Here is a 24077-nt window from a genome sequence, read left to right on the forward strand (position 1 = left end):
GTGGCTGTCTATACCGATATCGCTGAAGGCGAGCTCAGCGCGTTTCTGCAGCATTACGATGTTGGCGACCTGCTTTCCTACAAGGGCATTGCCGAGGGCGTTGAAAACTCCAACTTCCTCCTCCACACCACCAGCGGTCCTTACATCCTGACGCTTTATGAAAAGCGTGTGGACCGCGGTGACCTGCCATTTTTCATCAATCTGATGCAGCATCTGCATGCCAGCGGCATCAGTTGCCCGCAGCCGGTTGCGCAGCGCCACGGCAAGACTATCGACACGCTGGCGGATCGCCCGGCTGCTATCGTCACCTTTCTCGAAGGTATGTGGATGCGCCGGCCAACTGTTGATCACTGTCGCTCTGTCGGTGCCGCGCTTGCAGCGCTGCATCTGGCCGGCACCAGTTTTGGAATGCAGAGGCAAAATGCGCTCAGCGTTGCGGGTTGGCGACCTTTGTGGAACCGTGCATCGCGACGCGCCGGCGAGGTGGAACCCGGATTGGGAGCCGAAGTCGAAACGGATTTGACTGTGCTCGAGAACAACTGGCCCAAAGACCTGCCCAGCGGTGTCATCCACGCCGATCTTTTCCCGGACAATGTTTTTTTTCTTGGCGGTGAACTATCGGGCGTGATCGATTTCTATTTCGCTTGCACCGATCAACTGGCCTATGACGTTGCTGTATGCCTCAATGCCTGGTGCTTTGAAAAGGACCATTCCTTTAACCTGACCAAGGGCAAGGCGCTGTTGAGTGGCTACACCTCAGTGAAGCTCCTTTCGCAGGCTGAAGCAGACGCGTTGCCGCTACTTGCCCACGGCGCTGCGCTCCGGTTTTTCCTGACTCGTCTCTATGACTGGCAGACAGTCCCCGAAGGCAGCCTTGTGGTGAAGAAGGATCCGCTCGAATATCTGCGCCGCATGCGCTTTCACAGGCGGATTGTCTCGGCAGCAGAATACGGCCTTGGGGCCGAAGGAGTATCGGTTTGAAAGAGTTGGAAATTTTTACTGACGGAGCCTGTTCCGGTAATCCCGGTCCCGGCGGTTGGGGTGCGATCCTGCGCTTCAACGGCACTGTAAAGGAGCTATCGGGGGGCGAGGCAGACACGACCAACAACCGTATGGAGTTGATGGCAGCGATTTCAGCGCTGTCCGCGCTGAAGGAAGCTTGTAAAGTCGATCTTTATACCGACAGCAGCTACGTCAAAGACGGTATCGGCGGCTGGATTGAAGGTTGGAAACGCAACGGTTGGAAGACGGCAGCCAAGAAGCCGGTCAAGAACGCAGAGCTTTGGCAGGCTCTTGACGAAGCGCGCAAACGCCACAGTGTCACCTGGCACTGGATCAAGGGCCATGCCGGCCACGTCGAAAACGAACGCGCTGACGAACTGGCCCGCCAGGGCATGGCGCCGTTCAAGCCGGAACGCTCAAGCAAGGCAGCGGTATCATCACCAGCCGGAAAACGTTCCCGCCCAACCAAAATTGCCCGTCGTTCCACCCAGAGCTATTGATCAAGTCAGCTCAGCATCAGCGCTGTTCCAAACAGCCCAATGGCAAAGACGGTATGCGACACGAGGTTGAGCCCACGCGCGACGTTTGGTGTTGGGTGGCGCGAAGCGGCAATGCCATTGCCAAGACCGGGCGACAGGATGAACCAGCCTGCACCGACTGTGACAATGCTCAAAATGAAAGCTGGCAGGAAGCTAGGGCTGTCGAGCCAGCCAGCGCCGGCAATCAGCACCAGCGCTACGCCGTATAGAATGCCGATAAGGTAGTGAAAGGCCCAACCAAGCGCCTTTTCATTCTTATAGGGGCCTGCCCGGGAAATATCGTCATGGGTCAGTACACCATCCTTCAGGTGCCAGACCCATCGGCCGACCATCCCCCAGTTCGGGCGCGGTAGTCCGAACGCGAGATTGAGAACCACAGCCCAAAGGTCCATCAGGATTGTGGCACCGATCCCGATGGCGATAGAACGCCAGACGTCATCAAACATGAACAGCCCCCCGGTTGCGTTACGCTATGCCGGAACGGCGGCGAGTTGCTCTAGAATTTGAGCGGCTCCCGAATCGATCGCCTGGCCCGGCTTGCCCTCAACGTTCAGCTTTTCTACCCGGCCGTTTTCGACGATCATCGAAAAGCGCTTAACGCGCACGCCCAGGCCCCCTGCCGACATATCGGCATCCAGACCAATCGCCTTGGCGAATTCACCGTTTCCATCGGCGAGGAAGTCGATCCTGCCTTCTCCGCCGGTAAAGCGCGCCCAAGCGGTCATGACATGGGCATCATTGACGGAAACCACTGCAATCTGGTCGACGCCGCGCGCCAGAATGGCATCGTGGTTTTCCAGATACCCGGGCAAATGGTTGTTGCTGCAAGTTGGTGTGAATGCACCAGGCACGCCAAAAAGCACGATCCGCCTATCTGCAAAATAGTCCCTCGTCGTCACCGGTTTGGCACCGTCCGACCCCGTCAGTTTCAAATTGGTGTCGGGAAGTTTCTGTCCTTCAGCAATATGCATATGTGTATTCCTGTTAAAAGTTTTCGGATCGCAGGTGGGGATTTCGGTGGCAGCTTCAACAGGCTGGACCAACCGGATTTAAGGATAGGTGAGGGTGCCTTCGACAGATGCGGAACCCGCAGTGAGCGTGTAGGGCAAGCCACCACCCTCAGGGCGCATTGCGGGACGGCCCAAGATTGGAACCGCAAACACCGTTGCGTTTTCCCTGTCGACGCGCTGCGGTACGCCAAACATATAACCGCTGTCGCCCGCGACAAACAGTTCGATCGCGGTGGTTTCGCCGGGCAGGTTCACACTCACCAGCATCTCCTTGTCATCGGAAGAAAGCATCTCGGCGCCAAAGGCGACTGTGGCTGCTGCGGGCAGAGCACTGAATGCCGCACCGACCAGCCTCAGCTCACCTTCGTTGCCCGCGCCACCTGCCGGATCAAGCTTAAGCGTGGCCTGAACGGGAATGCAGATCGTTTCGCATATGCCCAGAAAAATATCAGCCTCGATCAATGTCGGCTGCTCAGGTGAGGCAAGCGTGAAACTGATGGGAAATGCCACCGACCGCGTATAACCGGCCCATACAGAGTACCCATCGTTAACGCGAACCGGCGCCGGGAACTGCATGTCGGCGTTGTCGATGTTATCGCTCTTTGACACATCGAGTTGCGGCGGTACTCCGGCATCGCCCGGGTCGCGCCAATAGGTTTTCCAACCGGGCTCAAGGTCGATGTCCAGGGCTCCCCGCAACACCCCTTTGGCGTCGGCTCCGCCGGCAGTCACCAGCCGCACGCGGCCACCTTGGACCTCCACCCAGTCGCTACTGCCGGCAGACGCAGGCGCGGGCACCATTATAGCAAGGCAAAATAGCAGAAGAAACGATCTTTCCATGCTGCACATGTGGGCGTTGCGTCGCCATGAAGCAACCATCGATCGGCTCTCTCAGTTCATATTCGCGTGACCATTTGCACGCCATCACCTTTCGCGCGTGCGAGAAACGCGTTACTCTCATTCCATGGATCTTCTGCGGCAGAAAAAGTCGATGACGAGCGGGTTTTTCGACGATCAGTTCCTGATCGCGATGCCTGGAATGCTCGACGACCGTTTCGCCCGCTCCGTTATCTATGTCTGCGCCCATAGCGACGAGGGTGCGATGGGCTTGATTATCAATCGGGCACAGCCCCTGCGTTTTGCTGATCTGCTGGTGCAGCTTGGCGTCATGAATGAGCGGGAAGCGATCCGGCTACCGCCTTCTGCGCAGGAATTCGTGGTCCGGGAAGGAGGCCCAGTCGACCGCAGCCGCGGTTTCGTGCTGCACTCGGACGATTACGTGGTGGAATCCTCGATGCCGGTTTCCACCGAAGTCTGCCTAACAGCGACCGTCGATATTCTGCGTGCCATATCGGCTGGTCGGGGCCCCAAAAAGGCGCTTATGGCCTTGGGCTATGCCGGCTGGGGCGCGGGCCAGTTGGAACATGAAATCTCCGAAAATGGTTGGCTTACCTGTCCCGCCAACAGCGATTTGCTCTTTGATTCAGACATAGAGCGCAAATATGATCGGATCTTCACGTCGATCGGCATTGATCCGATTCGGCTCAGCCCGCGCGCCGGTCACGCCTGAGCAAGCGGGTACTGCTCTTTCAGGATTTTCAGAACCGCTTCGCCCGGCATCGGCGCGCCGAACAGAAAGCTCTGCACATATTCGCAACCCATCTGGCGCAGTCTCAACGCATCGCTTTCATCTGAAACGCCTTCCGCTACGACCGACATGCCAAGGTCATGTGCCATGTTCACCATGGATTTCAGAAGCACTTCGCGCTTGGCTGTTGTGTCGTCGACAAAGCTCTTGTCGATTTTGATCGTGTCGAACGGAAAGCGGGTGAGATAAGCCAGCGACGAATAACCTGTGCCGAAATCATCCAGTGAAAGCCCGATCCCGAGTTTCTTGAGCTTCGATAGCACATGATTGGTCTGCTCGGGGTTGTCCATCACCAGTGATTCCGTCAGCTCCAGGCGGAAGCAGCGTGGCTTGAGGTTGGCCCGCGCGATGACTGAACGTACATCGGTGACGAGATCACGCCTTATCAATTGCCGGCTCGAAAGATTGACCGAGACCGACAGTGGCACATCGCCAATCTGTTTCTGCCAGGCGGCAAGGTCGTCCGCCGCCTTCTGCATGGCAAACAGGCCAAGCTGCACGATAAGCCCGCAGCTTTCCGCGACTGGAATGAAATCGGAGGGCGGGATGGAGCCACGGCGCGGATGGTCCCAACGCAACAGCGCCTCAAAGCCGGCAACTGACCGGTCAACCAGACGCACGATGGGCTGGTAGGCAAGCGTGAACTCTTTGCGCTCTATAGCGCGTCGGAGATCCGATTCGAGCTGCAACCGGTCGGTGCCGACGGAACGGAAAGCTGGCCGGAACGGCTCGATGCGATCACCGCCGAAACGCTTGGCTTGATGCATGGCAAGCTCCGCATCCTTGACCATGTCCTCTGCAGAGGCTTGGGCCTGCGTCCACGTAATCAGTCCGACCGAAGCGGTCAGCACGATCTCGCGCTTGGCGAAGGTGATCGGCGTTGAAATCGCCTGCTTGATTGCATCGGCCACGGCGGCAATGCGTGCCGGATCCTGCTCGGAGAGCAGCATCAACGCAAACTGGTCACCTGCAAAACGCGACAACGAATCGCCCGGTTTTAACAACCGATGCAACCGCCGCCCGATGGTAAGCAAAATGGTGTCGCCTGCAGAAATCCCCAACCCGTCGTTGACCTGCTTGAACCGGTCCAGATCGACGACGAATACGGTCGGTCTGATCGATTCCTCTGTCTTGGCAATGGAAATGATGCCTTCCAACCGGTTGAGGAAAAGTTCGCGGCTGGGTAGGCCGGTCAAATTGTCATGCACCGCGTCGTGCAGCAGCCGCTCTTCGGCTTTTTTCTGTTCGGTCACATCGACCAAGGTTCCAACGCAGCGGATAACCTCGCCATCGGAGCCGATAACAGGGCGTGCGCGCAACGCAAACCAGTGGTAGTGGCCATCCGCTCCGCGTAGCCGGAAGCTCTGCGACACACGTCCGCGCCGGTGTTCGAGCACAACGTCCAGCGTCGTTCGGAATGTATCCCGATCATCAGAGTGCAGCACCGGCAACCAGGTTCGCGCCGGGCCGGTAAGGCTGTTGGGAGAGAGGCCGAGCTGATGAGAGATATCGGGGCGCGTCACCACGCGGTCACGCAGCACATCCCAGTCCCACACTGTGTCGCCCGCACCGGTAACTGCCAGCGCCTGGCGTTCCATATCGCTGAACAGCCCTTGGTGCAGGCCCCCACCGGCGAAAGCATGCTGCATAACGGTAAAACCAATCAGCAGTATTATCAGCACCAACGCGCCACCAAGCGCCGGCTGCACGATGTCGTTATCAAGCCCGCCAGTCACCGCCAACCACGAACCTGCGAGCCAGACCAGTACCATCATCCAGCTTGGTACAAGCATGATTGCGCGGTCATAGCCTTGAACGCCGAGATAGATGATCAGCCCGATTCCGGCCAAAGCGGTTGCCGCAAACGAAAACCGCGCAATTCCTGCCGCAATTGCCGGATCGATTATGGCAACGCCAGCAATCAGAACCAGTCCGAGCACCCAGGCCAGCGCGCCATAGCTGAAATGCCCGTGCCATCGGTTGAGGTTGAGATAGGTGAACAGGAACACAACGAACGTGGCCGCAAGCGCAACTTCAGTTCCAGCCCGCCATATCTGTTCATTTCCCGGCGAAATCTCGATAACGCGGCTCAGAAAGCCGAAATCGACGCAGATATAGGCCAGAACAGACCAGGAAAGGGCAGCTGTCGCCGGGAACATCGAGGTACCCTTGACCACGAACAGGATCGTCAAAAACAGCGCTAGAAGCCCAGAGATACCGATCACGATACCGCGATAGAGCGTGTAGGAATTGACGGAATCCTTGTATGGCTCGGGATCCCAAAGATAGACTTGCGGTAGCTTAGGTGAAGCCAGCTCTGCAATGAACGTCACCACCGAACCCGGGTTGAGCGTCACGCGAAACACGTCGGCGTCGATGCTTACCTGGCGGTCGAGCGCAAAACCCTCGCTGGGGGTGATCGCGGCAATGCGGCTTGAGCCAAGGTCAGGCCATACCAGCCCGGAATTGACCAGGCGAAAGTGCGGCGCGACGATCAGCCTGTCGATCTGTTCGTCAGTTGTATTGGCCAGCGCAAACACCGCCCAGTCGCCGGTAGAGCGCGCATCATTGGCTTCCACTTCGATACGCCGCACAATACCGTCTGGTCCGGGCGCGGTGGAAACCTGAAAATTCTCGCCTTGATCGCGGTAGAGTTCGACCGCACCTGAAAGGTCGAGCGCTACGTCATCGCGCGTGATCTTGATGGGCTCGATAGCCAATGCAGGGACAACTGCGCACAGCACCACAAATGCCGAAAGGGCAAGTGCCAGCCAGTTCCCGCTCGCGAAAAATCGTTGCAAAAATCAGCCTCGCGCCTTGCTGCCCGGCTCATCTGCGATGAGCGCGTAAAGATAGTGGTCCTGCCAGCTGCCATTTATCCGCAGATAGGATCGCAAAAGGCCTTCGCGCTGAAATCCGGCTTTTTCAAGCACATGGATCGATCGCGCATTGTCGGGAATACAGGCAGCTTCAATCCGGTGCAACATCAGTTGTCCAAAGCAGAAGCGGGTGGCAAGGCGAACCGCCTCCTGCATGTACCCCTGGCCCGAATAGCGCTCGCCAATCCAGTATCCGATTTGGCATGACTGTGCCACGCCGTGGCGGATATTGCCTACTGTAATGCCACCAAGCAGTTTCCCGCTCCGCGTTTCAAAAATGAGAAACGCGGCAGATAAACCCTGCTCGAAATCCTCGCGCGTGCGCCGGAGTCGCTGCCGCCATGCTGGGCTGTCAAGCTCATCCGGTAACCAGCGCGGCTCCCATGGCTCCAGAAAAGCGCGGCTTGCCAAGCGTAGCGTACTCCACGCACGATAATCGCTAGGTTCCGGCAAACGGAGCGTGATCCGGTCTCCCCGCAACGACGGCAGGTCGCGCCGGAAGAATGGCAGCGCAAACATATGGGCCGGATCAAACGGCTAGTCTGCGGGCCGTCATATTGGCCTGGGGCAGGGTGTCACGAATCGTTTCATAAGGGGCCAGCGATCCGACCGGGCCGATTGCTGCAACAGTCGGCTTGGTTGAAAACAGCCGTCCCGAAAGATCAGACAGCCGCTCTGTGGTCAGATTGGCGAGTCGATCGACCAACTCTTCCATACCGATAGGGCGACCAAACAACAGCAATTGCCGTGCAATCTGCGAGGCTCGGCTAGCCGCACTTTCCGCTGACATCATCAAGCCTGCGCGATATTGAGCCCGGGCCCGGTTGAGCTCGCTTTGCTCCACCATCTCCCCTGACTTCTGAAGCTCGGTGATGATCAGCGGAACGAGCTCGGCGATGTCACTTTGACCCGTCGCGGCATGAATGCCGAAAACACCTGTATCTGAAAAGCCCCAGTGGAACGCATAGATCGAATAGCATAGGCCGCGCTTTTCCCGAATTTCTTGGAACAGCCGGGACGACATGCCGCCGCCCAAGATCATCGACAACACCTGCGATGCATAAAAGTCACGAACGTGATAAGCGCGACCTTCGAAGCCGAGCACGATCTGCGCATCCATCAGGTCGCGATGTTCGCGGTAATCTCCGCCGACATAATGCGCATATTGCGGCAGCGCACTTTCCGACTTGGCCCGGAAACTCCCCAGGTGTTTTTCAACTTCCCGCACAAAATCATCATGCTTTACCGCGCCGGCGGCAACCACGATCATACGCTCAGCGCCATATTGGCGTTCGATGAAGTTATGAAGCTGTGCCGAGGTGAATGATTTCACCGTCTCTGGTGTGCCGAGAATGGAGCGGCCAAGCGTCTGGTGACGAAATGCTGTCTCGGTGAATCGGTCGAAGATGATGTCGTCGGGCGTGTCATGCGCCGCGCCGATCTCTTGCAGGATCACATGCTGCTCGCGCTCGAGTTCATGCTCGTCAAACTTGGAGTTGGTCAAAATGTCGGCCAGAATATCAACCGCCAGCGGAACGTCGTCGCGCAGCACGCGTGCGAAGAACGAAGTGGTTTCCACGCTCGTCGCAGCGTTGATTTCACCGCCCACATCCTCGATCTCGGACGCAATGGTCCAGGCGCTGCGACGATGTGTTCCCTTAAACGCCATATGTTCGAGCAAATGGGCCATGCCATGCTCGTCCTCGCGCTCATTCCTCGCTCCCGATTTGACCCAAACGCCAAGGGCCACGGACTCAACTTGAGGAAGGGTTTCGGTGGCGACTGTCAGGCCGTTCGACAGACGGCTTACCTCAACACCCATGTACGGCTTACTCCCTAACGCGCCGCCCGGGCGCGGCTACTGATATGATCTTCCATCATTCTCAGATCAGATGAAAGAATTGCAAACTTTTCTTTACGCTGCATCAGACCATCAAGCCACGCCGGGAGTTGCGGCGCAAGCCCCGAAGCTTCCTCAACGGCAGCAGGGAACTTTGCAGGGTGGGCGGTGGCGAGCGCGATCATAGGGGTTGTGTTGTCGCTGTCGGCCCTAGCGACATGCATCGCTGTCGCCGTATGGGGGTCGAGCAGATAACCGGTCGAGGCCAGTGTTGCCCGGATCTGTTCTGCAGTCTGCGCCATGGTTGAGCGCCCCGCAGCAAACTCCTGCCTGATTGTATCAAGCTGTGCTGCATCAAGCGAAAAAGCGCCTGATTGCTTCAGCCCGGCCATATATCGGCGCACAGTGGCATCATCGCGACCTGCCGTCTCGAACAACAGGCGCTCAAAATTGGATGAAATCTGGATGTCCATGGACGGCGACGTGGTCGCGACCACGCCTTGCATCCTGTATTCGCCAGTCTCGATCGTGCGCACCAAAATATCGTTGTCATTAGTGGCAATAACCAGCTGTTCGATAGGAAGGCCCATGCGCTTGGCCGCATAGCCGGCGAAAATATCGCCGAAATTGCCCGTCGGAACCGTGAACGAAACCGGCCGGTCAGGACTGCCAAGCGAAAGGGCCGACGAAAAATAGTAGACGATCTGCGCCATGATGCGCGCCCAGTTGATCGAGTTGACGCCTGACAATGCCACCCTGTCGCGAAAACCATGATCATTGAACATGTCCTTCACCAGTCCCTGGCAATCATCGAAATTGCCTTCGACGGCAAGGGCATGGACATTGCTGGCGGCTGACGTGGTCATCTGCCGCTGCTGTACCGGTGAAACCAGTCCGTGCGGAAACAGAATGAAGATATCGGTGCGATCTCGTCCCGCAAAGGCATCGATGGCAGCGCCTCCGGTGTCGCCGGATGTCGCGCCCACAATCGTCGCGTGCTGTCCGCGCTCCGCCAAAACATGATCCATGAGCCGCGCCAGCAACTGCATGGCGACATCCTTGAAGGCAAGTGTCGGCCCGTGGAAGAGTTCCAGAATGAACGTGTTAGCGTCCGACTGAACCAGCGGGCAGACCGCGTCGTGACGGAACGTCGCATAAGATTCGCGCACCATGCGCTCGAAATCATCGGCAGAAATCTCGTCCCCTAGAAACGGCGTCAGCACTTGAATGGCGAGGTCAGAATAGGAGAGCCCGCGCATGGCACGGATTTCAGCCGGCGAGAATTGTGGCCATTGCTGTGGAACGTAAAGGCCGCCATCGCGGGCAAGCCCCGCGAGAAGAACATCTGAAAAGCCGAGGAACGGTGCTTCCCCTCTGGTGCTGATATAGTGCATGCTCACCTGTCCGTTACGGCATCGGGCCCGATATCCGCAACCTTGAAAATCTCAGTTGCGCTGTCGCAATTTCATTGCCGGCTTGATATAGACGGCGCGTTTGCTGGAAGGAAGTGCAGATGGTGCTTAAAGACAGTCGCTTTTTTACCGGGATTGCGCTGGCCGGCTTTATGATTGCCGTCGCTGGCTGCCAATCTGGCGACAACACGATCGCCGGCGTCGGCGATGACGCAACAAAGGCGCCAGAGGGCAAAATCCTGGCCAGCGAGTTGCGTGCATATTGCCCTTCCGTGACCTTGCGCGAGGGAACAGCCTTCTTCAACACATATGCCAAGGGTGGCGACGGTGATGCTTCGAAGATCGTCTACCAGGCCGCGATCACCGATGTGACACGCAGTTGTGCCCGCGCCGATGGTATGCTGACCATGAATGTCGCTGTCGCAGGCAAAGTTGTGCCCGGTCCGGCAGGCGTTGCAGGCAATGTGACGATGCCGATTCGAATCGCTGTCGTACGCGGTGATGAAGTGCTGTATTCTCAATTGCACCAGCATCAGGTGGCAGCCGGAGCACAATCCACCCAATGGGTATTCAGTGATCCCAATGTCGTGATCCCCGATTCGTCCGAGCGCGACATCCAGATTTTTGCCGGCTATGACGAGGGTCCGCCAAAAAAGAAGGCGGAAGAGTAGCGTTCAGGCAGTCGCCTTTGCGCGCCGGGCGGCTGCAAGTTTCTCAACCAGAGCGTCGACTTCTGTTTCCGCTTCGCCGATGGATAGCTGAAGGCGTTCGTCGGCAAATTCGTCATATTCCACAGCGATCGAATGGATGTCGGTAATTCCGATATAGGAAAAGGCTGAGGCAATGCTTTGCTCGACACTGTTAATTGATGCGTTTCGCCCGCCGGGACTATAACCATAGTCGCCCCGTGACGACAGGATTATGAGTGATTTTCCTGCAGTCGACAGCAAAGGCCAATAAGGCTCGCCGGATCGGGAGCGGTCAAAGCCGAATGTCCTTCCCACCCGCACAATGTTGTCGATCCAGGCTTTGAACTGTGCAGGTGGTCCGAAATTGTACATGGGTACCCCGACAACGATCACGTCTGCACCAAGCAATTCATCCACAAGTCGTTCGCTTTCGGCCAGTGTGTCGGCCATCCACGCCATCCGCAATTCCGGCGGCGTAAAGGCTGCGCGTATCCAGTCAGCTGAAACTGGGCTCGGCGGTTTCTGTCCGACGTCGCGGTAAATTACCTTGGCACTATCCGCTTCCCGCCACCGCGAGAGAAAGCGGGCGCTCAGCCGCCGGCTATGGGAACCGTACGGGCTTTCTACCGAGGTCAAGGGTCGTGCGCTGGCATCGATATGAAGAATACTTGTCAACTGTGTCTCCATGGAAAGTTGAGGCCATCGGGCAGAAGGCCTTGAGAACGAACATAAATTCATGGATAGATTCGTTTGACGAATGCGAATTGATCAATCGTTGGATGAGTTGAATTCATGCGTAGTCGCCTTCCGCCCTTGGCAACATTGCGCGCCTTCGAGGCTGCCGCCCGTCGCTTGAGCTTTAAGCAGGCTGCTGGAGAGTTGGGGGTAACGCCGACCGCGATCAGCCATCAGATCAGGCTTCTGGAGCAGACTCTTGGCATTCGCCTGTTCCAGCGTCTGACACGCAAGGTGGAGCTGACACCTGCGGGGAAGGAACTATACCCCGTATTACGCCAGGGTTTTGATGCATTTGCGCATGCCCTTACGCGTGTTTCCGGCAATCGGCGCAAAGTCGTGACACTATCGGCCACGGCCTCGTTTACCGCTCGCTGGCTGGTGCCGCGCGTTTCCAAGTTTCGGGAGCAGTTTCCCACGGTGGACTTGAACCTGCACGCATCGGATGATCCAGTCGATCTGTCCACCGGTGTCGCCGATGCGGCCGTGCGCTACGGTCCAGGGTCTTATCCCGGCTTGAAGTCGGTGAGGCTGATGGCAAATCATTTTGCCCCGGTTTGCAGTGCGCAATTGGATTTGAAAGAGCCTGTAGACCTTGCAAATGCAACATTGCTTCATTCCCGCTGGCGGCACCCGGACGCGCAGACCCCAAATTGGCGGCGCTGGTTCGCGGATGCGCGTTTGGACGGGATCGACCCCGATGCCGGTATCACGTTCAATGATGACGGACATGCTGTGCAAGCCGCCATTGCGGGCCACGGCGTTGCACTTCTAAGTCTTGTACTCGTCGCTGACGATCTGGCCTCTGGGGTACTCGTCCAGCCGTTTGGCCCGGTTATTGAGGGTCACGACTTCTATCTCGTGCACCCAGAAAATGAAGCGCCAGAAGTGACTATTCTGCGGTCCTGGTTGCTTCGCGAACTAGAACGGAAGCAATGACACGGCGGCGGTGGCTTAGGCGCCGTCCGACCACACAGCCATCGCCTCAAGCGTCGCCTTCAGTTCACCCCAGCGCCGGATGACAGTTTCCGCGCCGGCATCTGTCAGCGCGTCGGCATGGCCAGGATAGCTGTGCGAACCGCCGGTGAAGCCGATGACGCGCATGCCGGCTGCGCGCGCGCCGGCGATGCCATGTACGGAATCCTCGATCACGAAAGTCTGCGCCGGCTCAGCCTTCATTGTCTCGGCAGCGAAAAGAAAAACGTCGGGTGCGGGCTTCGGCTTGCCACTTGGCGTATCCAGTGCCGAGAAAATTCGGCCTTCAAAATGAGGCTTTAGCCGAGTTTTGGTCAGCATGGCGTCGAGCCGGCTGGATGCCGAGTTGGAGCAGATGCAGTACTGGGTGGCCACCGCGGCAACTGCTTCATGGACACCGTCAACAGCGCGTACTTCGTTGGCCAGCCTGCGATCTACCAGCGCTTCTGCCTGATCAATGAGCGACGCCTGGAACGGGATGTTGGACCGTTCCTCCAGCCGAAGCATGATGTCTTTGAATGTCAGACCGGCGTAGGTCTCGGAGATTTCTTCCGCGGAAATCTCAAATCCGGCAGCCGTTAAGAGCTCAGCCTCGATACGGGCTGCGATGATTTCTGAATCAACGAGCACGCCATCACAATCAAAAATAATCAGCTCAGGCTGGTTCATCAGGTATCCGCACGTCAGGAGTTTACAAGGGCTTTCCAGAAAGCGCGGGGCATACACGAACACCGCAGCATCGGCAAACTTTGTTCTGTTTCACCAATTATTTACGCAATTCAGTAACCATAACGGCCAGTAACAATGTAACGCGTACAGTCGGGTTCCCCATGTCAGCCATGCTTCAGTCTGCCGAACTCTTAGGCGCTCCAGTCGCAGCCCCTTGGCTGAACACCATTATCAAGGGCGATTGCGTCGCAGCGCTGGAAAAGTTGCCCGACAATTCCGTCGATGTCGTCTTCGCCGATCCACCTTACAACCTTCAACTTGATGGCGATTTGCATCGGCCGGATCAATCCAAAGTTGATGCGGTGGACGACCATTGGGACCAATTCGAGAGCTTTGCCGCCTACGACGCCTTCACCCGCGCCTGGCTTCTGGCTGTGCGCCGCGTGCTTAAACCGAACGGCACCATCTGGGTGATCGGGTCCTACCACAACATTTTCCGGGTCGGTTCGGCTATGCAGGATTTGGGGTTTTGGATACTCAATGATGTCGTCTGGCGCAAAACCAACCCGATGCCCAATTTTCGCGGTCGTCGTTTCCAGAACGCGCACGAAACCATGATCTGGGCCTCTCGCGACGCCAAGGCCAAGTCGTACACCTTCAACTATGATGCGCTCAAAGCCTCGAATGACGACATTCAGATGCGTTCCGACTGGCTGTTTCCGATTTGCACGGGCAATGAGCGGCTGAAGGATGAGAACGGCAACAAGCTTCACCCGACCCAAAAACCAGAAGCGCTGATTGCCCGCATCATGATGGCCTCGACCCGGCCGGGCGATGTTGTTCTGGACCCGTTCTTTGGTTCGGGCACCACCGGTGCGGTGGCCAAAAGGCTTGGCCGTAACTTTGTGGGCGTCGAGCGCGAACAAGACTACATTGATGCCGCAACCGACCGGATCGCATCGGTTAAGCCATTGGCAGACAACGATTTATCGATGCTGACGGGAAAGCGTTCAGAACCGCGGGTAGCCTTTGTCAGCCTCATCGATTCGGGCATGATCAAGCCTGGCACCGTGCTTTGCGATGCCAAGCGCCGCTGGTTCGCCAAAGTTCGTGCCGATGGAACGCTGGCTGCAGGCGAGAATGCAGGCTCAATCCACCGCATGGGCGCTCAGGCGCAAGGCTTAGACGCTTGTAACGGCTGGACTTTCTGGCATTACGAACGCAATGGCGGCCTTACCCAGATCGACGAATTGCGCCGCATCGTCCGCCTCGGCATGGAACGCGCCGGAGCGTAAAAACCAACACAGTTCACCGGTCTGCCGTTTTTCCAGTCACGGCAAGATCCCGAAGCGCTCGAGGTCCACCTCGAGCGTTTTGGCATCTGTGAACAGCACTGCCTGCCAGCCGCAAGCTTTTGCTCCGTCAACGTTTTTCTGGGAATCGTCGATGAATAGAGCTGCCTTGGGTTCGATGGAGAAACTTTTTACGTGGTGCTCGTAGATACCGCGCTCAGGCTTGATCATGCTGATCTCACCCGAGACGGTGACACCGCGCGGTTTTTCGAGGAACGGAAAGAGCTTGCGAGCCTCGGAAAATGTGTCGGCAGCAAAATTGGTCAGCAGCGTCACATCATGTCCACCATCGATCACACGCTCCATGAGGGCAACGCTAGCATCATAGGCGTGTGGCACCATTTCATGCCAGTGTTTGCGAAAATTACGAATGTTTTCCTGATGTTGAGGAAATTTCGCCACGAGCAGCCCCTCGGCTTCCTCCCAGCTTCTGCCGCGATCCTGCGCGATATTCCATTCCGATGTGCAAACATTTTCGAAGAAATATCGCCGCTCTTCTGCGTCCGGTATCAGCCGGTTGAAGGGAAGTTCCGGATCATAATGAATCAACACCTTGCCGATGTCGAAAACGATGTGGCGGATGACAGTCATGGGCGTCCTTTCAGGCGCGGCGCTTGGGTGGCGCCGGGTATAGCCGCCTCGATGACTTTTTTCATGACAGTCGGCAAGGCCTCGTCGGAAAGCGTGTCGGGCATCACCCACCATTCGCCTGAAACGGCGCGATAGGCCCCCACTTTGGCGCGAAACACATGTAGTTCCAGGCGAAAGTGGGTGAAAATATGGGCTATTTGGCCGCATTTTTCCCAGTTTGCGGCGAAAGGTGCCCCTTCGACGGTTCGCTCGCCATCGACCCGGGCGGTCCAGCCGGTCGTCGGCACCTCGCTCATGCCGGCGAGCAGCCCGCTGCCTGCACGTTTGCGCAACAGCAGCGCCCCATCATCCCGCATCGCGACGAAGGCGGCGCCATAGCGCTGCGGCTTGTCGGGCCGCGCCAATTTCTGCGGATAGTGTTCAGGGTCGCCGGCGGCAAGCGCGGCGCAATTGTCATTGAGCGGGCAGGTCAGGCAGGCCGGCTTGCGTGGTGTGCAGATGGTTGCGCCGAGATCCATCATCGCCTGAGCAAAATCGCCCGGTCTGTTAGCCGGAAAAATGGATCCGAGATAATCGCGGATGGCGCCCTTTGCGGCGGGGAGCGGCGTGGCGATGGCAGCAAGTCTGGTGACCACCCGCTCGACATTGCCGTCGACCACCACTGCTGTCCGGTCGAAGGCAATCGCCGAGATCGCCGCCGCCGTATAGGCGCCGATGCCGGGCAGCGAGCGCAGGCCAACCTCGGTGTCGGGGAACTGCCCGCCATAATCAGCGGCGATCACATCGGCACAGGCTTTTAGATTGCGCGCGCGCGAGTAATAGCCGAGCCCGGCCCAGCCCTTCATGATATCATCCGGGTCAGCAGCAGCGAGCGCAAGGACGGTTGGCCAGCGGTCGAGAAATTTTGCGAAGTACGGCTTGACTGTCGCGACTGTGGTCTGCTGCAGCATAATTTCCGACAGCCAGACATGATAGGGATCAGGGCGGACGCCTGAAGCAAGTTGCGCCGGTGCGGTGCGCCAGGGCAGGTGGCGATGGTGGCGGTCGTACCAGCCAAGCAGCAGCGGTGCGATGGCGCTGCGCATCGGATCGGGTTCTGCTATGGGCGTTTCAGGAAGTGCCATCGCCGGTAAACTGGTCTAAGCTCTGCTGGACAGGAAGCGGGCAGGAATGCGCGACGCGGGAAGGGTGGTTCATGGCAGGGAAACGTAGATACGGCAATGCTGTTGCAGTGAGCGACCTGGCAACCGAAATCCTCGATCCGGTGCTGCGCAAGCGCGCCGGCATTTCCATCGGCCTCGTCCAGTCCTGGGAAGAAATCGCCGGTGTGCGACTGGCCACTACAACGCGACCTGAAAAAATTGTCTGGCCCCGCCGGATGCATGAGGACGACCCGTTTGAGCCGGCCACTCTGGTCATCGCCTGCGAGGGGGCGGCAGCCTTGCGCCTTCAGCACGAAACCGGCGAAATAATAAGCCGGGTGAACGCCTTCCTCGGCTTCAATGCGGTTGGCCGCGTCAAGATCGTCCAAAAGCCTGTGACTTTTGCGGCCCCGCGCAAAAAACCGGTGATGCGGCCGCTTTCAGAACCGGAGCAGCAAAAAATATCTTCCACCGTCGGGCTGATTGAAGACGACGGCCTGCGTGCCTCATTGGAAAAGCTAGGAGCCACCATTCTCGCGTCGCGAGCCGCGAAGCAGTGAAATCGGTTGCTACTGGCGACAGCAGAGTTGGCTTTGAATGGGTGGAAGCGCGGCCCGTCGCTCTTTTGTGATAGGCTGAGGCAATATTGCGGATTGGTTTGGGGACAGGATTGCCTTAATTCCCGCCAAGTCTGGCTTTCTGGTGCGCCTGCATTGCAGGATCAAACATATTTCAGGTGGTACAAATGATTCGTTCACTTCCCCGTAGGTCTGTTCTCTCCGGTTTGCTTGCCGTTCCGGCTGCTGCATTGCTTGCTGCGTGCAGCGACAGCGGCAAGGCCGAGGCTGAAACGCCTGCCGCACAGCCCGTCGATGCTAGCAAGCCGGTCGACGCGGCCAAGCCTGCTACGCCAGCGGTCGCTGCGCCGCAACCAGCCGGCAAGGTCGATACGGCAAAGCTGCTGGAAGCCGGTTCGCTGCCTGACAAGGTTCTTGGCAAGGAAGATGCACCGGTTACCATTGTGGAATATTCTTCGATGACCTGCCCGCATTGCGCGACCTTCCATGAGACAACGCTGCCGGCGCTGAAGACAAAATATATCGACAGCGGCAAGGTGAAGCTGGTGTTCCGTGAATTTCCGTTTGATCCTCGCGCCGAGGCCGGCTTCATGCTGGCGCGCTGCTCCAACGACAATTATTTCCCGATGATCGAGGTGTTGTTCAAGCAGCAGCGTACATGGGCCACGGCACAGGACGCACAGGCAGCCCTGCTTAACATTTCCAAGCTGGCGGGTTTTTCACAGGAGTCCTTCGAAGCCTGCTTGACGGACCAGAAGCTTCTGGAAGATGTGAGAGCGGTACGTGCGCGTGGTGAGGAACTGGGTGTGGATTCGACCCCGACCTTCTTCATCAACGGAAACAGATATCCGGGGGCCCTGTCGATTGACGAGATATCGGCGATTATCGACCCGCTGCTCTGAGGTCCGGTCGGGCCAGCAGACAGATGGCGTGGGCTCGGCAGAGCGCGCGCCAAAAAGGGCGCGCCGATGAAATTTTCACGGCTGCGCCTGCTTGGTTTCAAATCCTTCGTTGAACCCGGTGAATTCATCATTGAGCGTGGCCTGACCGGTGTTGTCGGACCCAATGGCTGCGGCAAGTCAAACCTTGTCGAGGCGCTGCGCTGGGTGATGGGCGAAAGCTCCTACAAGAACATGCGCGCCTCGGGCATGGACGACGTGATCTTTTCGGGCTCGGCCACACGCCCGGCCCGAAACACGGCAGAGGTGACGCTTTTCCTCGACAATAGCGATCGAACAGCGCCGGCAGCCTTCAACGACGCGGATGAATTGCAGGTCTCACGGCGCATTGAGCGTGAGGCCGGCTCGGTCTACCGGATCAATGGCAAGGAGGCGCGCGCCAAGGATGTGCAGCTTCTGTTCGCCGACCAGTCGACCGGCGCCCGCTCGCCATCCATGGTGGGGCAGGGCCGCATCGGCGAACTGATTCAGGCCAAGCCGCAGGCGCGCCGCGCCCTGCTGGAAGAGGCAGCCGGAATTTCCGGTCTCCATACACGCCGCCACGAGGCGGAGTTGCGTCTGCGCGCCGCTGAGCAGAACCTTGAACGGCTGGACGATGTGGTCGGTGAGCTGGAAGGCCAAATTGAAAGCCTGAAGCGCCAGGCGCGCCAAGCTTCGCGCTTCAAAAACCTGTCTGCAGACATCCGCAAGGCCGAAGCGACATTGCTGCATCTGCGCTGGACGCAGGCCAACACGCAGGAAGCTGAGGCCAAGTCGGCTCTCGCAATGGCAACGTCACTGGTGGCCGAGCGTGCTGCGAGCCAGATGAACGCCGCCAAGGATCAGGCCGTCGGCGCGCACCGTATGCCGGACCTGCGTGACGCCGAAGCAAAGGCTGCCGCCGCCTTCCAGAGGCTGTCGATCGCCCGTTCGCAGATCGAGGAAGAGGCTGGCCGCGTGCGCGCACGCCAGGCCGAGATCGAAAAGCGGTTGGCCCAGCTGGATGCCGACATCAGCCGCGAACAGCAATTAGTGGTCGACAATTCAGGCGCGCTGGAACGGCTGGCCGCTGAAGAAAAAAGTCTGAACTCCGACAATGCCGGCGCTGCCGACCGGGAGGTTTCAGCCCGCGCCGAATTTGAAAAGGCGACGGCTCAGCTGGGGCTGAGCGAAGCAGCCCTGACCACATTGACCGCCGAGCGCGCCGAGGCCTCCGCCGCCCGTAGCCAGGCTGAGCGCGCCATTCGCGATGCTGCCGACCGACGAGACCGGCTGACCCGGCAACTGGCCGATATCGACCGCGAGGCCGGCGAGATTACCGCAAAGATTTCCGGGCTCGCTGACCCTGCCGAAAAGCGCGTTCTGGTGGATCAGGCATCGGTGCTGGCAGACGCTGCCGAAGCTACCGCCATTGGTGCAGAAAAAGCGGTGGGAGAGGCGCGTCAGCGCGAGGTAACAGCGCGTGCGCCGCTGCAAGAGGCGCGAGCCCAACTGGCGCGCATCGAAACCGAAGCGCGCACGTTGTCTAAAATGCTCAATGCTGCCAGCGGGGATCTGTTTCCAGCCGTCGTGGAGCAGATCAAGGTGGAGCGCGGCTTTGAAACCGCGCTGGGTGCAGCACTTGGCGAAGATCTCGACGTTCCGCTGGACCGCAATGCGCCCGCCCATTGGGGCGCGACGACTTTCGCCGATGACGACCCGTCTTTGCCAGCCGGCGTGATGGTGCTGGCCGACAAGATGACGGCACCGGGCCAGCTTGCCCGGCGCTTGCGCCAGATCGGTGTGGTGGAAGAAGATGCAGACGGAGCCCGGCTTCAGCCAACGCTGCAGCCCGGTCAACGCCTGGTTAGCAAAAAGGGCGCGCTGTGGCGCTGGGATGGCATGACGGTGAGCGCCGATGCGCCAACACCTGCTGCCCTTCGTCTGGCGCAAAAGAACCGGTTGGCCGAACTCGATGCCGATGCATTGGCCGCGACCAAGCAGGTGCGCACGGCAGAACAGATCCTGGCCGAAGCCGAAACCGGCGTGCGGCTGGCAGCCGAGGCAGAGCGCAACGCGCGGCAGGCATGGCGTGATGCTCAGCATGCGGTCAGCCAGGCGCGCGATGCGCTGTCAGCTGCCGAAAAGGCTGCTGGCGACCTGTCGAGCCGCCGCGCCGCGTTGCAAGAAGCCCGCACCCGCGTCGCCGAAAGCCATGTCGAGGCGCTTGAAGCCCATGCCGGCGCCGAAAAGCAGATGGCAGAGGCGCCCGATCTCGGCGACCTCCAGGTCAGGCTCGACAAGCGCCATGCCGATGTGCTGCAGGACCGTGCCAGTTTGGCCGATGCACGCGCTGCGTATGAAGGGCTGAAACGCGAAGCAGAAATGCGGACGCGCCGGTTGGAAACCATTGCCGCCGAACGCAAGAGCTGGGTGACCCGTGCCAATAATGCCGACCGCCAGATCGCCGCGCTGACCGAGCGCCGCGAGGAGAGCGCGCGTGAACAGACAGCCCTGGTGGATGCACCGGATGCAATTGACGCGCGCCGCCGTGCGCTGCTGTCCCAGCTGACCGAGGCCGAGGCGCTGCGCAAGGCCGCCGCCGACCGGTTGCAGGAGGCCGAGAATGCACAGGCAGCGCTCGACAAGGCAGCCACGGCCGCGATTCAGCATTTGTCGGAAACGCGCGAAAGCCGGGTGAGGGCGGAAGAACGTCTGACTGCCGCCGACGATCGTCGCAAGGAAGTGGAAGCGCGCATTCAGGAGACGCTGAACACCCCGCCGCATCTGGTGATCCGCCACACCGGACTGGAAGCAGACAGCCCGATGCCAAATGTCGCCGAGATTGAGCGCCAGCTGGAGCGCCTGAAGATCGAACGCGAGCGGCTGGGCGCGGTGAACCTGCGCGCTGAGGAAGAGCAAAGAGAGCTTTCCGATCGGCTGGAGCTGATCATCTCCGAGCGCGAGGACATTATCGAGGCGATCCGAAAGCTGCGCCAGGCAATCCAAAGCCTGAACCGCGAAGGCCGCGAGCGGCTGTTGGCCGCGTTTGAGGTGGTCAACGCCCAGTTCCAGCGGCTGTTCACCCACCTGTTCGGCGGCGGCACTGCCGAGCTGCAGCTGATCGAATCCGATGATCCGCTGGAAGCCGGCCTCGAAATTCTCGCCCGCCCGCCCGGTAAGAAGCCGCAGACCATGACGCTGCTTTCCGGCGGCGAGCAGGCGCTGACCGCGATGGCTTTGATCTTTGCGGTGTTCTTGACCAATCCTGCGCCGATTTGCGTGCTCGACGAGGTTGACGCGCCGCTCGACGACCACAATGTCGAGCGCTTCTGCAACCTGATGGATGAGATGGCCAGAACGACCGAGACGCGCTTTGTCATCATCACGCACAATCCCATCACCATGGCCCGCATGAACCGCCTGTTCGGCGTCACCATGGCCGAGCAGGGCATGAGCCAACTCGTCTCGGTCGACCTGCAGGAAGCCGAGCAGCTGCGCGAGGCGAGCTGAAGCGGGTATTCCCGCTACGCCGTTGGTCAGCCCGGGGCTGCATTCAGATGCTCAGGCTACGGTCTGACTTTTAATCGTCGAAAGTTTGCCATGGTTCAGTGTTTATGGACATGGTGCACCATACCCAGTAAAGCGCGTCGGGGATGAGCCGGGCTATTTCAGTATGGGATTCCAAAGGCGTGGGTAAGATCTTTGAAACGCATCCTTTGACGGGTGCTAAGTTCGCAATTCTGGTGGTCGTCGCATTGCAGGTTGTTTCTGCACTGATGGGCACCGACGTGTTTTTCATCTTTGTCCTGATATATGGCCTGCTTTACCTGTATTTTTACAGAAGCGCGGACGTTTTCACGAAAATCCAGAACTATCTGAGCTATCCTTTCATAGCGGCATTTATCCTGCTCAATCTCGGATTGCTGACCTCGGGAGGCATTCTGGAAATGGATTCCTTCGATCTGCGTCTGTTGCTGATGCCAGTGTTCATGCTGATCGTCACAGCTGCTGCCTATCGTGCGATACGCTGGTGGCGGGTGGACAGTCGCGACATCGCCATGGCATTGGCGGCCGGCCTGCTTGTTGGCGTCCCCGTGCTGCTGGTTCTGCGCGGTGTGAATTTCGACCTCAGCCTGTTTTATGACGAGACACGGAGCGCCGGCGTGCTCAACTACAACACCAACTTGGCTGACGACGTCTATGCCTTCAGCGCGCTGGTGGCGCTTCTGGGGGTTTCGTGCCTTTCGAGGGGCAGTCGTGCCCAAAAGGTGTTCGCAGCCGTTCTAGCGGTCCCGCTGCTCGCGGTATTTACCTATTCGTTCTGGTTCTTGATCCAGGGCCAGAGCCGGGGCGCCTGGGTGGCCATCGTTTCGGCTGTGCTGATCGTTGTCGCACTGAGGTTGGTTTCGGGCCGGCCAGTCCCTTATTCAAAGGCCGCTCTGGCGCTGATGGCGGTCGTGATCATCGCAAAATCGGACGTGATCCTTTTTCGCGCCGGCGAGGAACCGATCTCGATCACCAGTGCCCTTAGTCAATTGTTCTCGTCTCCGGTTGGCTACGCCTCGGCGGCGCCTAACGACGAGGAGCTTTTCGCGGCTCAGAACAATGGCGAACTGTCGAGCACAGAAATCCGCCTTCTCATCTGGCGCGATGGCCTCAGGCTGCTGAAAGTTCACCCCTTGCAGGGGTTTTCCGGCCGCAATGTGGAGGCGATGACTCCCTATACCCAGACGCCGCAGGTGACATTTTCATACAGTCATTTCCACAATCTTTTTCTTGATGTGGGCGTGCGCTTTGGGCTTGTTGTGATGGTTTACTATCTCATTGTCTTCGCGCTGTTTGTAGTAACTTTGGGATGTGCCGTACTGTCCATGCGTGGGCGCAGTACCAGCGCCCTAAACGGCTTGCTCTATGCCTCCCTTGCCTATTTCACCTATCTGGGCGCTGAAAACGTGTTCGACGTCAATCTTCACCAAAAGGCGATTACCTCAATTGTGATCGCCTTCTGCGCCATCGCAGGAGCGGCGCTTGCCCTTCACGAAAATGCAGGCGAGAGCGCTGGCGAGAGAGCCGTGCCGGCGTGACCGGACGCACTTAGGATGAGGGACGCTGCAACGAACACGGGTAATGCCGCCGCGCCGCTGGTCTGCGTCGGAGTCATCACCCGCGGGCGTCCGAAGTTGTTGGAACTGTTGCTTCAGTCGTTGGCTGTTATGGACCGTGCCGGTCTCAGGTGCTGTTTTGCAATTGTCGAAAACAACGATGAGCTGACGGTGGGCGCTCTGGTCGCCGCATTCCAGTCCCGCACCCCGGACTGTGACGTGATCGTGGAAAACGAGCCGCGGCTCGGCATCGCGTCAGCCCGCAACCATGTGCTCGACATCGCGTTGCGCACGGGGGCGGATGCGCTGGCCTTCATCGACGATGACGAGACAGCTGGCCCGGACTGGCTCCACCATCTTTGGGCAGAGATGAGCCGTCGCAGCCTCGATATGGCAGGCGGCCCGGTTCGGCTGCATCCGGTGCCGGAGGGGGCCTCGGTGAACCAGCGGCTGGTATGGAATGGGCTGCAGGCCATCAGCCGGCGCGACGAGCAGGAATCCGCGCGAGCGCATCAGAATGGTGGCGACGCGCGTTTGCCGTTGGCTACGAACAACTGGCTGGCCAGTGTTCAATTCCTTCAAACCCATCAGTTGCGTTTTGACGAGACGCTGGGCTTTGCCGGCGGCGAGGACACCGCGCTCTATCGCAAGGCCGTTGCCGCCGGCGCGCGCACCGGCTGGGCGCCGAATGCTGTCGTCCATGAATGGATGCCGCCAGAACGCTTGTCGTTTGCCTATCAGTACGCCCGAAACCGCGACCGCGCGATGTCTGCATTTCACGGCAAATACCCGAAGCGCTCGGCTTCCACGGCGCTGCGGGCGGTGGCCTCCTCGGTGGCCAAGCTCGCCGGCGCGCTGGTCTATGCCGCGCGATCACTCATCGATAGCGGTGCCTCGCTGGTGGCGGCCGTCCAGGCGGTGGGATTTGCCGCCGGTCGCGTCAAAGCCGCATTTGGCGCGCGGTCGCAGCATTACAGGGGATGACACGAAAAAG

22 protein-coding genes are annotated in these 24077 nt (G+C 58.9%); 11 read left to right on the forward strand and 11 right to left on the reverse strand.

The window, feature by feature from the left end; all coding sequences use genetic code 11:
- The gene (locus GA830_RS09940; protein ID WP_195161718.1) at positions 1–981 is read left to right on the forward strand and encodes a homoserine kinase; all 981 of its coding nucleotides are present in this window, start codon (positions 1–3) and stop codon (positions 979–981) included.
- The gene (rnhA, locus tag GA830_RS09945) at positions 978–1502 is read left to right on the forward strand and encodes a ribonuclease HI (protein ID WP_195161719.1); all 525 of its coding nucleotides are present in this window, start codon (positions 978–980) and stop codon (positions 1500–1502) included. Before GA830_RS09940 ends, rnhA begins: the two co-directional genes overlap by 4 nt.
- Positions 1503–1507: 5 nt before the next feature.
- Here rnhA and GA830_RS09950 read toward each other — a convergent pair whose 3' ends face one another.
- From GA830_RS09950 to GA830_RS09960, 3 genes are all read right to left on the reverse strand, one after another.
- Entirely contained in the window at positions 1508–1987 is a 480-nt protein-coding gene (locus tag GA830_RS09950) for a DUF2938 domain-containing protein (protein ID WP_195161720.1), read from the reverse strand.
- A 24-nt stretch (positions 1988–2011) separates the two neighbouring features.
- On the reverse strand, positions 2012–2512 hold the full coding sequence (locus tag GA830_RS09955) for a peroxiredoxin (RefSeq protein ID WP_195161721.1): 501 nt from the start codon (positions 2510–2512) through the stop codon (positions 2012–2014).
- Between the two features lie 78 nt (positions 2513–2590).
- Positions 2591–3391, reverse strand: a complete 801-nt coding sequence (locus GA830_RS09960) for a protein-disulfide reductase DsbD domain-containing protein (RefSeq protein ID WP_195161722.1) — start codon at positions 3389–3391, stop codon at positions 2591–2593.
- Between the two features lie 124 nt (positions 3392–3515).
- On the opposite strand from GA830_RS09960, the gene GA830_RS09965 reads away from it, so the two are divergent.
- A complete protein-coding gene (locus GA830_RS09965; protein ID WP_195161723.1) occupies positions 3516–4121 on the forward strand; it encodes a YqgE/AlgH family protein in 606 nt (201 codons plus the stop codon).
- Here the strand turns inward: GA830_RS09965 and GA830_RS09970 are convergent.
- The 4 genes from GA830_RS09970 to thrC are packed head-to-tail and all read right to left on the reverse strand — an operon-like array spanning position 4112 to position 10312.
- A complete protein-coding gene (locus GA830_RS09970; RefSeq protein ID WP_195161724.1) occupies positions 4112–7000 on the reverse strand; it encodes an EAL domain-containing protein in 2889 nt (962 codons plus the stop codon). The genes GA830_RS09965 and GA830_RS09970 overlap by 10 nt on opposite strands.
- 3 nt (positions 7001–7003) lie before the next feature.
- A complete protein-coding gene (locus tag GA830_RS09975; protein WP_195161725.1) occupies positions 7004–7597 on the reverse strand; it encodes a GNAT family N-acetyltransferase in 594 nt (197 codons plus the stop codon).
- A gap of 10 nt (positions 7598–7607) precedes the next feature.
- On the reverse strand, positions 7608–8900 hold the full coding sequence (locus tag GA830_RS09980) for a M16 family metallopeptidase (protein ID WP_195161726.1): 1293 nt from the start codon (positions 8898–8900) through the stop codon (positions 7608–7610).
- Positions 8901–8914: 14 nt separating this feature from the next.
- Positions 8915–10312: a threonine synthase gene (gene thrC, locus GA830_RS09985; RefSeq protein ID WP_195161727.1), complete on the reverse strand. Its 1398-nt coding sequence runs from the start codon at positions 10310–10312 to the stop codon at positions 8915–8917.
- 119 nt (positions 10313–10431) lie between these two features.
- On the opposite strand from thrC, the gene GA830_RS09990 reads away from it, so the two are divergent.
- Complete coding sequence (locus tag GA830_RS09990) at positions 10432–11001, forward strand: hypothetical protein (protein ID WP_195161728.1); 570 nt, start codon at positions 10432–10434, stop codon at positions 10999–11001.
- A gap of 3 nt (positions 11002–11004) precedes the next feature.
- Here GA830_RS09990 and GA830_RS09995 read toward each other — a convergent pair whose 3' ends face one another.
- Complete coding sequence (locus GA830_RS09995) at positions 11005–11694, reverse strand: FMN-dependent NADH-azoreductase (protein WP_195161729.1); 690 nt, start codon at positions 11692–11694, stop codon at positions 11005–11007.
- Between the two features lie 117 nt (positions 11695–11811).
- Here GA830_RS09995 and gcvA point away from each other — a divergent pair, with 117 nt between their 5' ends.
- Positions 11812–12693: a transcriptional regulator GcvA gene (gene gcvA, locus GA830_RS10000; protein ID WP_195161730.1), complete on the forward strand. Its 882-nt coding sequence runs from the start codon at positions 11812–11814 to the stop codon at positions 12691–12693.
- Between the two features lie 15 nt (positions 12694–12708).
- Here the strand turns inward: gcvA and GA830_RS10005 are convergent, their stop codons facing one another.
- Complete coding sequence (locus GA830_RS10005) at positions 12709–13398, reverse strand: HAD family hydrolase (RefSeq protein WP_195161731.1); 690 nt, start codon at positions 13396–13398, stop codon at positions 12709–12711.
- Positions 13399–13568: 170 nt separating this feature from the next.
- On the opposite strand from GA830_RS10005, the gene GA830_RS10010 reads away from it, so the two are divergent.
- Positions 13569–14693 carry a site-specific DNA-methyltransferase gene (locus GA830_RS10010; protein ID WP_374939316.1) on the forward strand — a complete coding sequence of 375 codons (1125 nt, stop codon included), beginning with the start codon at positions 13569–13571 and terminating at the stop codon, positions 14691–14693.
- A gap of 36 nt (positions 14694–14729) precedes the next feature.
- On the opposite strand, the gene GA830_RS10015 is transcribed toward GA830_RS10010, so the two are convergent.
- Together GA830_RS10015 and mutY are read right to left on the reverse strand one after the other, a co-directional pair.
- Complete coding sequence (locus GA830_RS10015; RefSeq protein ID WP_195161733.1) at positions 14730–15341, reverse strand: HAD family hydrolase; 612 nt, start codon at positions 15339–15341, stop codon at positions 14730–14732.
- Positions 15338–16465: an A/G-specific adenine glycosylase gene (gene mutY, locus GA830_RS10020; protein WP_195161734.1), complete on the reverse strand. Its 1128-nt coding sequence runs from the start codon at positions 16463–16465 to the stop codon at positions 15338–15340. The genes GA830_RS10015 and mutY overlap by 4 nt, the downstream gene beginning before the upstream one ends.
- Positions 16466–16536: 71 nt before the next feature.
- On the opposite strand from mutY, the gene GA830_RS10025 reads away from it, so the two are divergent.
- The 5 genes from GA830_RS10025 (at position 16537) to GA830_RS10045 (ending at position 24067) form a co-directional block, all read left to right on the forward strand.
- The gene (locus GA830_RS10025) at positions 16537–17043 is read left to right on the forward strand and encodes a DUF721 domain-containing protein (protein WP_195161735.1); all 507 of its coding nucleotides are present in this window, start codon (positions 16537–16539) and stop codon (positions 17041–17043) included.
- A gap of 185 nt (positions 17044–17228) precedes the next feature.
- On the forward strand, positions 17229–17963 hold the full coding sequence (locus GA830_RS10030) for a DsbA family protein (RefSeq protein WP_195161736.1): 735 nt from the start codon (positions 17229–17231) through the stop codon (positions 17961–17963).
- Between the two features lie 66 nt (positions 17964–18029).
- The gene (smc, locus tag GA830_RS10035) at positions 18030–21491 is read left to right on the forward strand and encodes a chromosome segregation protein SMC (RefSeq protein WP_195161737.1); all 3462 of its coding nucleotides are present in this window, start codon (positions 18030–18032) and stop codon (positions 21489–21491) included.
- A gap of 179 nt (positions 21492–21670) precedes the next feature.
- Positions 21671–23065, forward strand: coding sequence for an O-antigen ligase family protein (locus GA830_RS10040; protein WP_195161738.1), 1395 nt, complete (start codon positions 21671–21673; stop codon positions 23063–23065).
- 15 nt (positions 23066–23080) lie between these two features.
- Positions 23081–24067 (forward strand): glycosyltransferase family 2 protein, encoded by a 987-nt coding sequence (locus GA830_RS10045; RefSeq protein ID WP_195161739.1) that lies wholly within the window; start codon positions 23081–23083, stop codon positions 24065–24067.
- Positions 24068–24077 lie beyond the last annotated feature (10 nt).

Origin of the sequence: Mesorhizobium sp. NBSH29, from assembly GCF_015500055.1 — a bacterium.
Lineage (GTDB): Bacteria > Pseudomonadota > Alphaproteobacteria > Rhizobiales > Rhizobiaceae > Neomesorhizobium.

Excerpts from the sequence above, each read along its gene's own strand:
- mutY (WP_195161734.1), bottom strand. The coding sequence starts at position 16,465 with ATGGCACTTCCTGAAACGCCCATAGCAGAACCCGATCCGATGCGCAGC.
- GA830_RS10005 (WP_195161731.1), bottom strand. The coding sequence starts at position 13,398 with ATGAACCAGCCTGAGCTGATTATTTTTGATTGTGATGGCGTGCTCGTT.
- GA830_RS10025 (WP_195161735.1), top strand. The coding sequence starts at position 16,537 with ATGGCAGGGAAACGTAGATACGGCAATGCTGTTGCAGTGAGCGACCTG.
- GA830_RS09960 (WP_195161722.1), bottom strand. The coding sequence starts at position 3,391 with ATGGAAAGATCGTTTCTTCTGCTATTTTGCCTTGCTATAATGGTGCCC.
- GA830_RS09990 (WP_195161728.1), top strand. The coding sequence starts at position 10,432 with ATGGTGCTTAAAGACAGTCGCTTTTTTACCGGGATTGCGCTGGCCGGC.
- GA830_RS09965 (WP_195161723.1), top strand. The coding sequence starts at position 3,516 with ATGGATCTTCTGCGGCAGAAAAAGTCGATGACGAGCGGGTTTTTCGAC.
- smc (WP_195161737.1), top strand. The coding sequence starts at position 18,030 with ATGAAATTTTCACGGCTGCGCCTGCTTGGTTTCAAATCCTTCGTTGAA.
- GA830_RS10030 (WP_195161736.1), top strand. The coding sequence starts at position 17,229 with ATGATTCGTTCACTTCCCCGTAGGTCTGTTCTCTCCGGTTTGCTTGCC.
- GA830_RS09980 (WP_195161726.1), bottom strand. The coding sequence starts at position 8,900 with ATGGGTGTTGAGGTAAGCCGTCTGTCGAACGGCCTGACAGTCGCCACC.
- thrC (WP_195161727.1), bottom strand. The coding sequence starts at position 10,312 with ATGCACTATATCAGCACCAGAGGGGAAGCACCGTTCCTCGGCTTTTCA.
- GA830_RS10015 (WP_195161733.1), bottom strand. The coding sequence starts at position 15,341 with ATGACTGTCATCCGCCACATCGTTTTCGACATCGGCAAGGTGTTGATT.
- GA830_RS10045 (WP_195161739.1), top strand. The coding sequence starts at position 23,081 with ATGAGGGACGCTGCAACGAACACGGGTAATGCCGCCGCGCCGCTGGTC.
- GA830_RS09955 (WP_195161721.1), bottom strand. The coding sequence starts at position 2,512 with ATGCATATTGCTGAAGGACAGAAACTTCCCGACACCAATTTGAAACTG.
- GA830_RS09950 (WP_195161720.1), bottom strand. The coding sequence starts at position 1,987 with ATGTTTGATGACGTCTGGCGTTCTATCGCCATCGGGATCGGTGCCACA.
- gcvA (WP_195161730.1), top strand. The coding sequence starts at position 11,812 with ATGCGTAGTCGCCTTCCGCCCTTGGCAACATTGCGCGCCTTCGAGGCT.
- GA830_RS09975 (WP_195161725.1), bottom strand. The coding sequence starts at position 7,597 with ATGTTTGCGCTGCCATTCTTCCGGCGCGACCTGCCGTCGTTGCGGGGA.
- GA830_RS10010 (WP_374939316.1), top strand. The coding sequence starts at position 13,569 with ATGCTTCAGTCTGCCGAACTCTTAGGCGCTCCAGTCGCAGCCCCTTGG.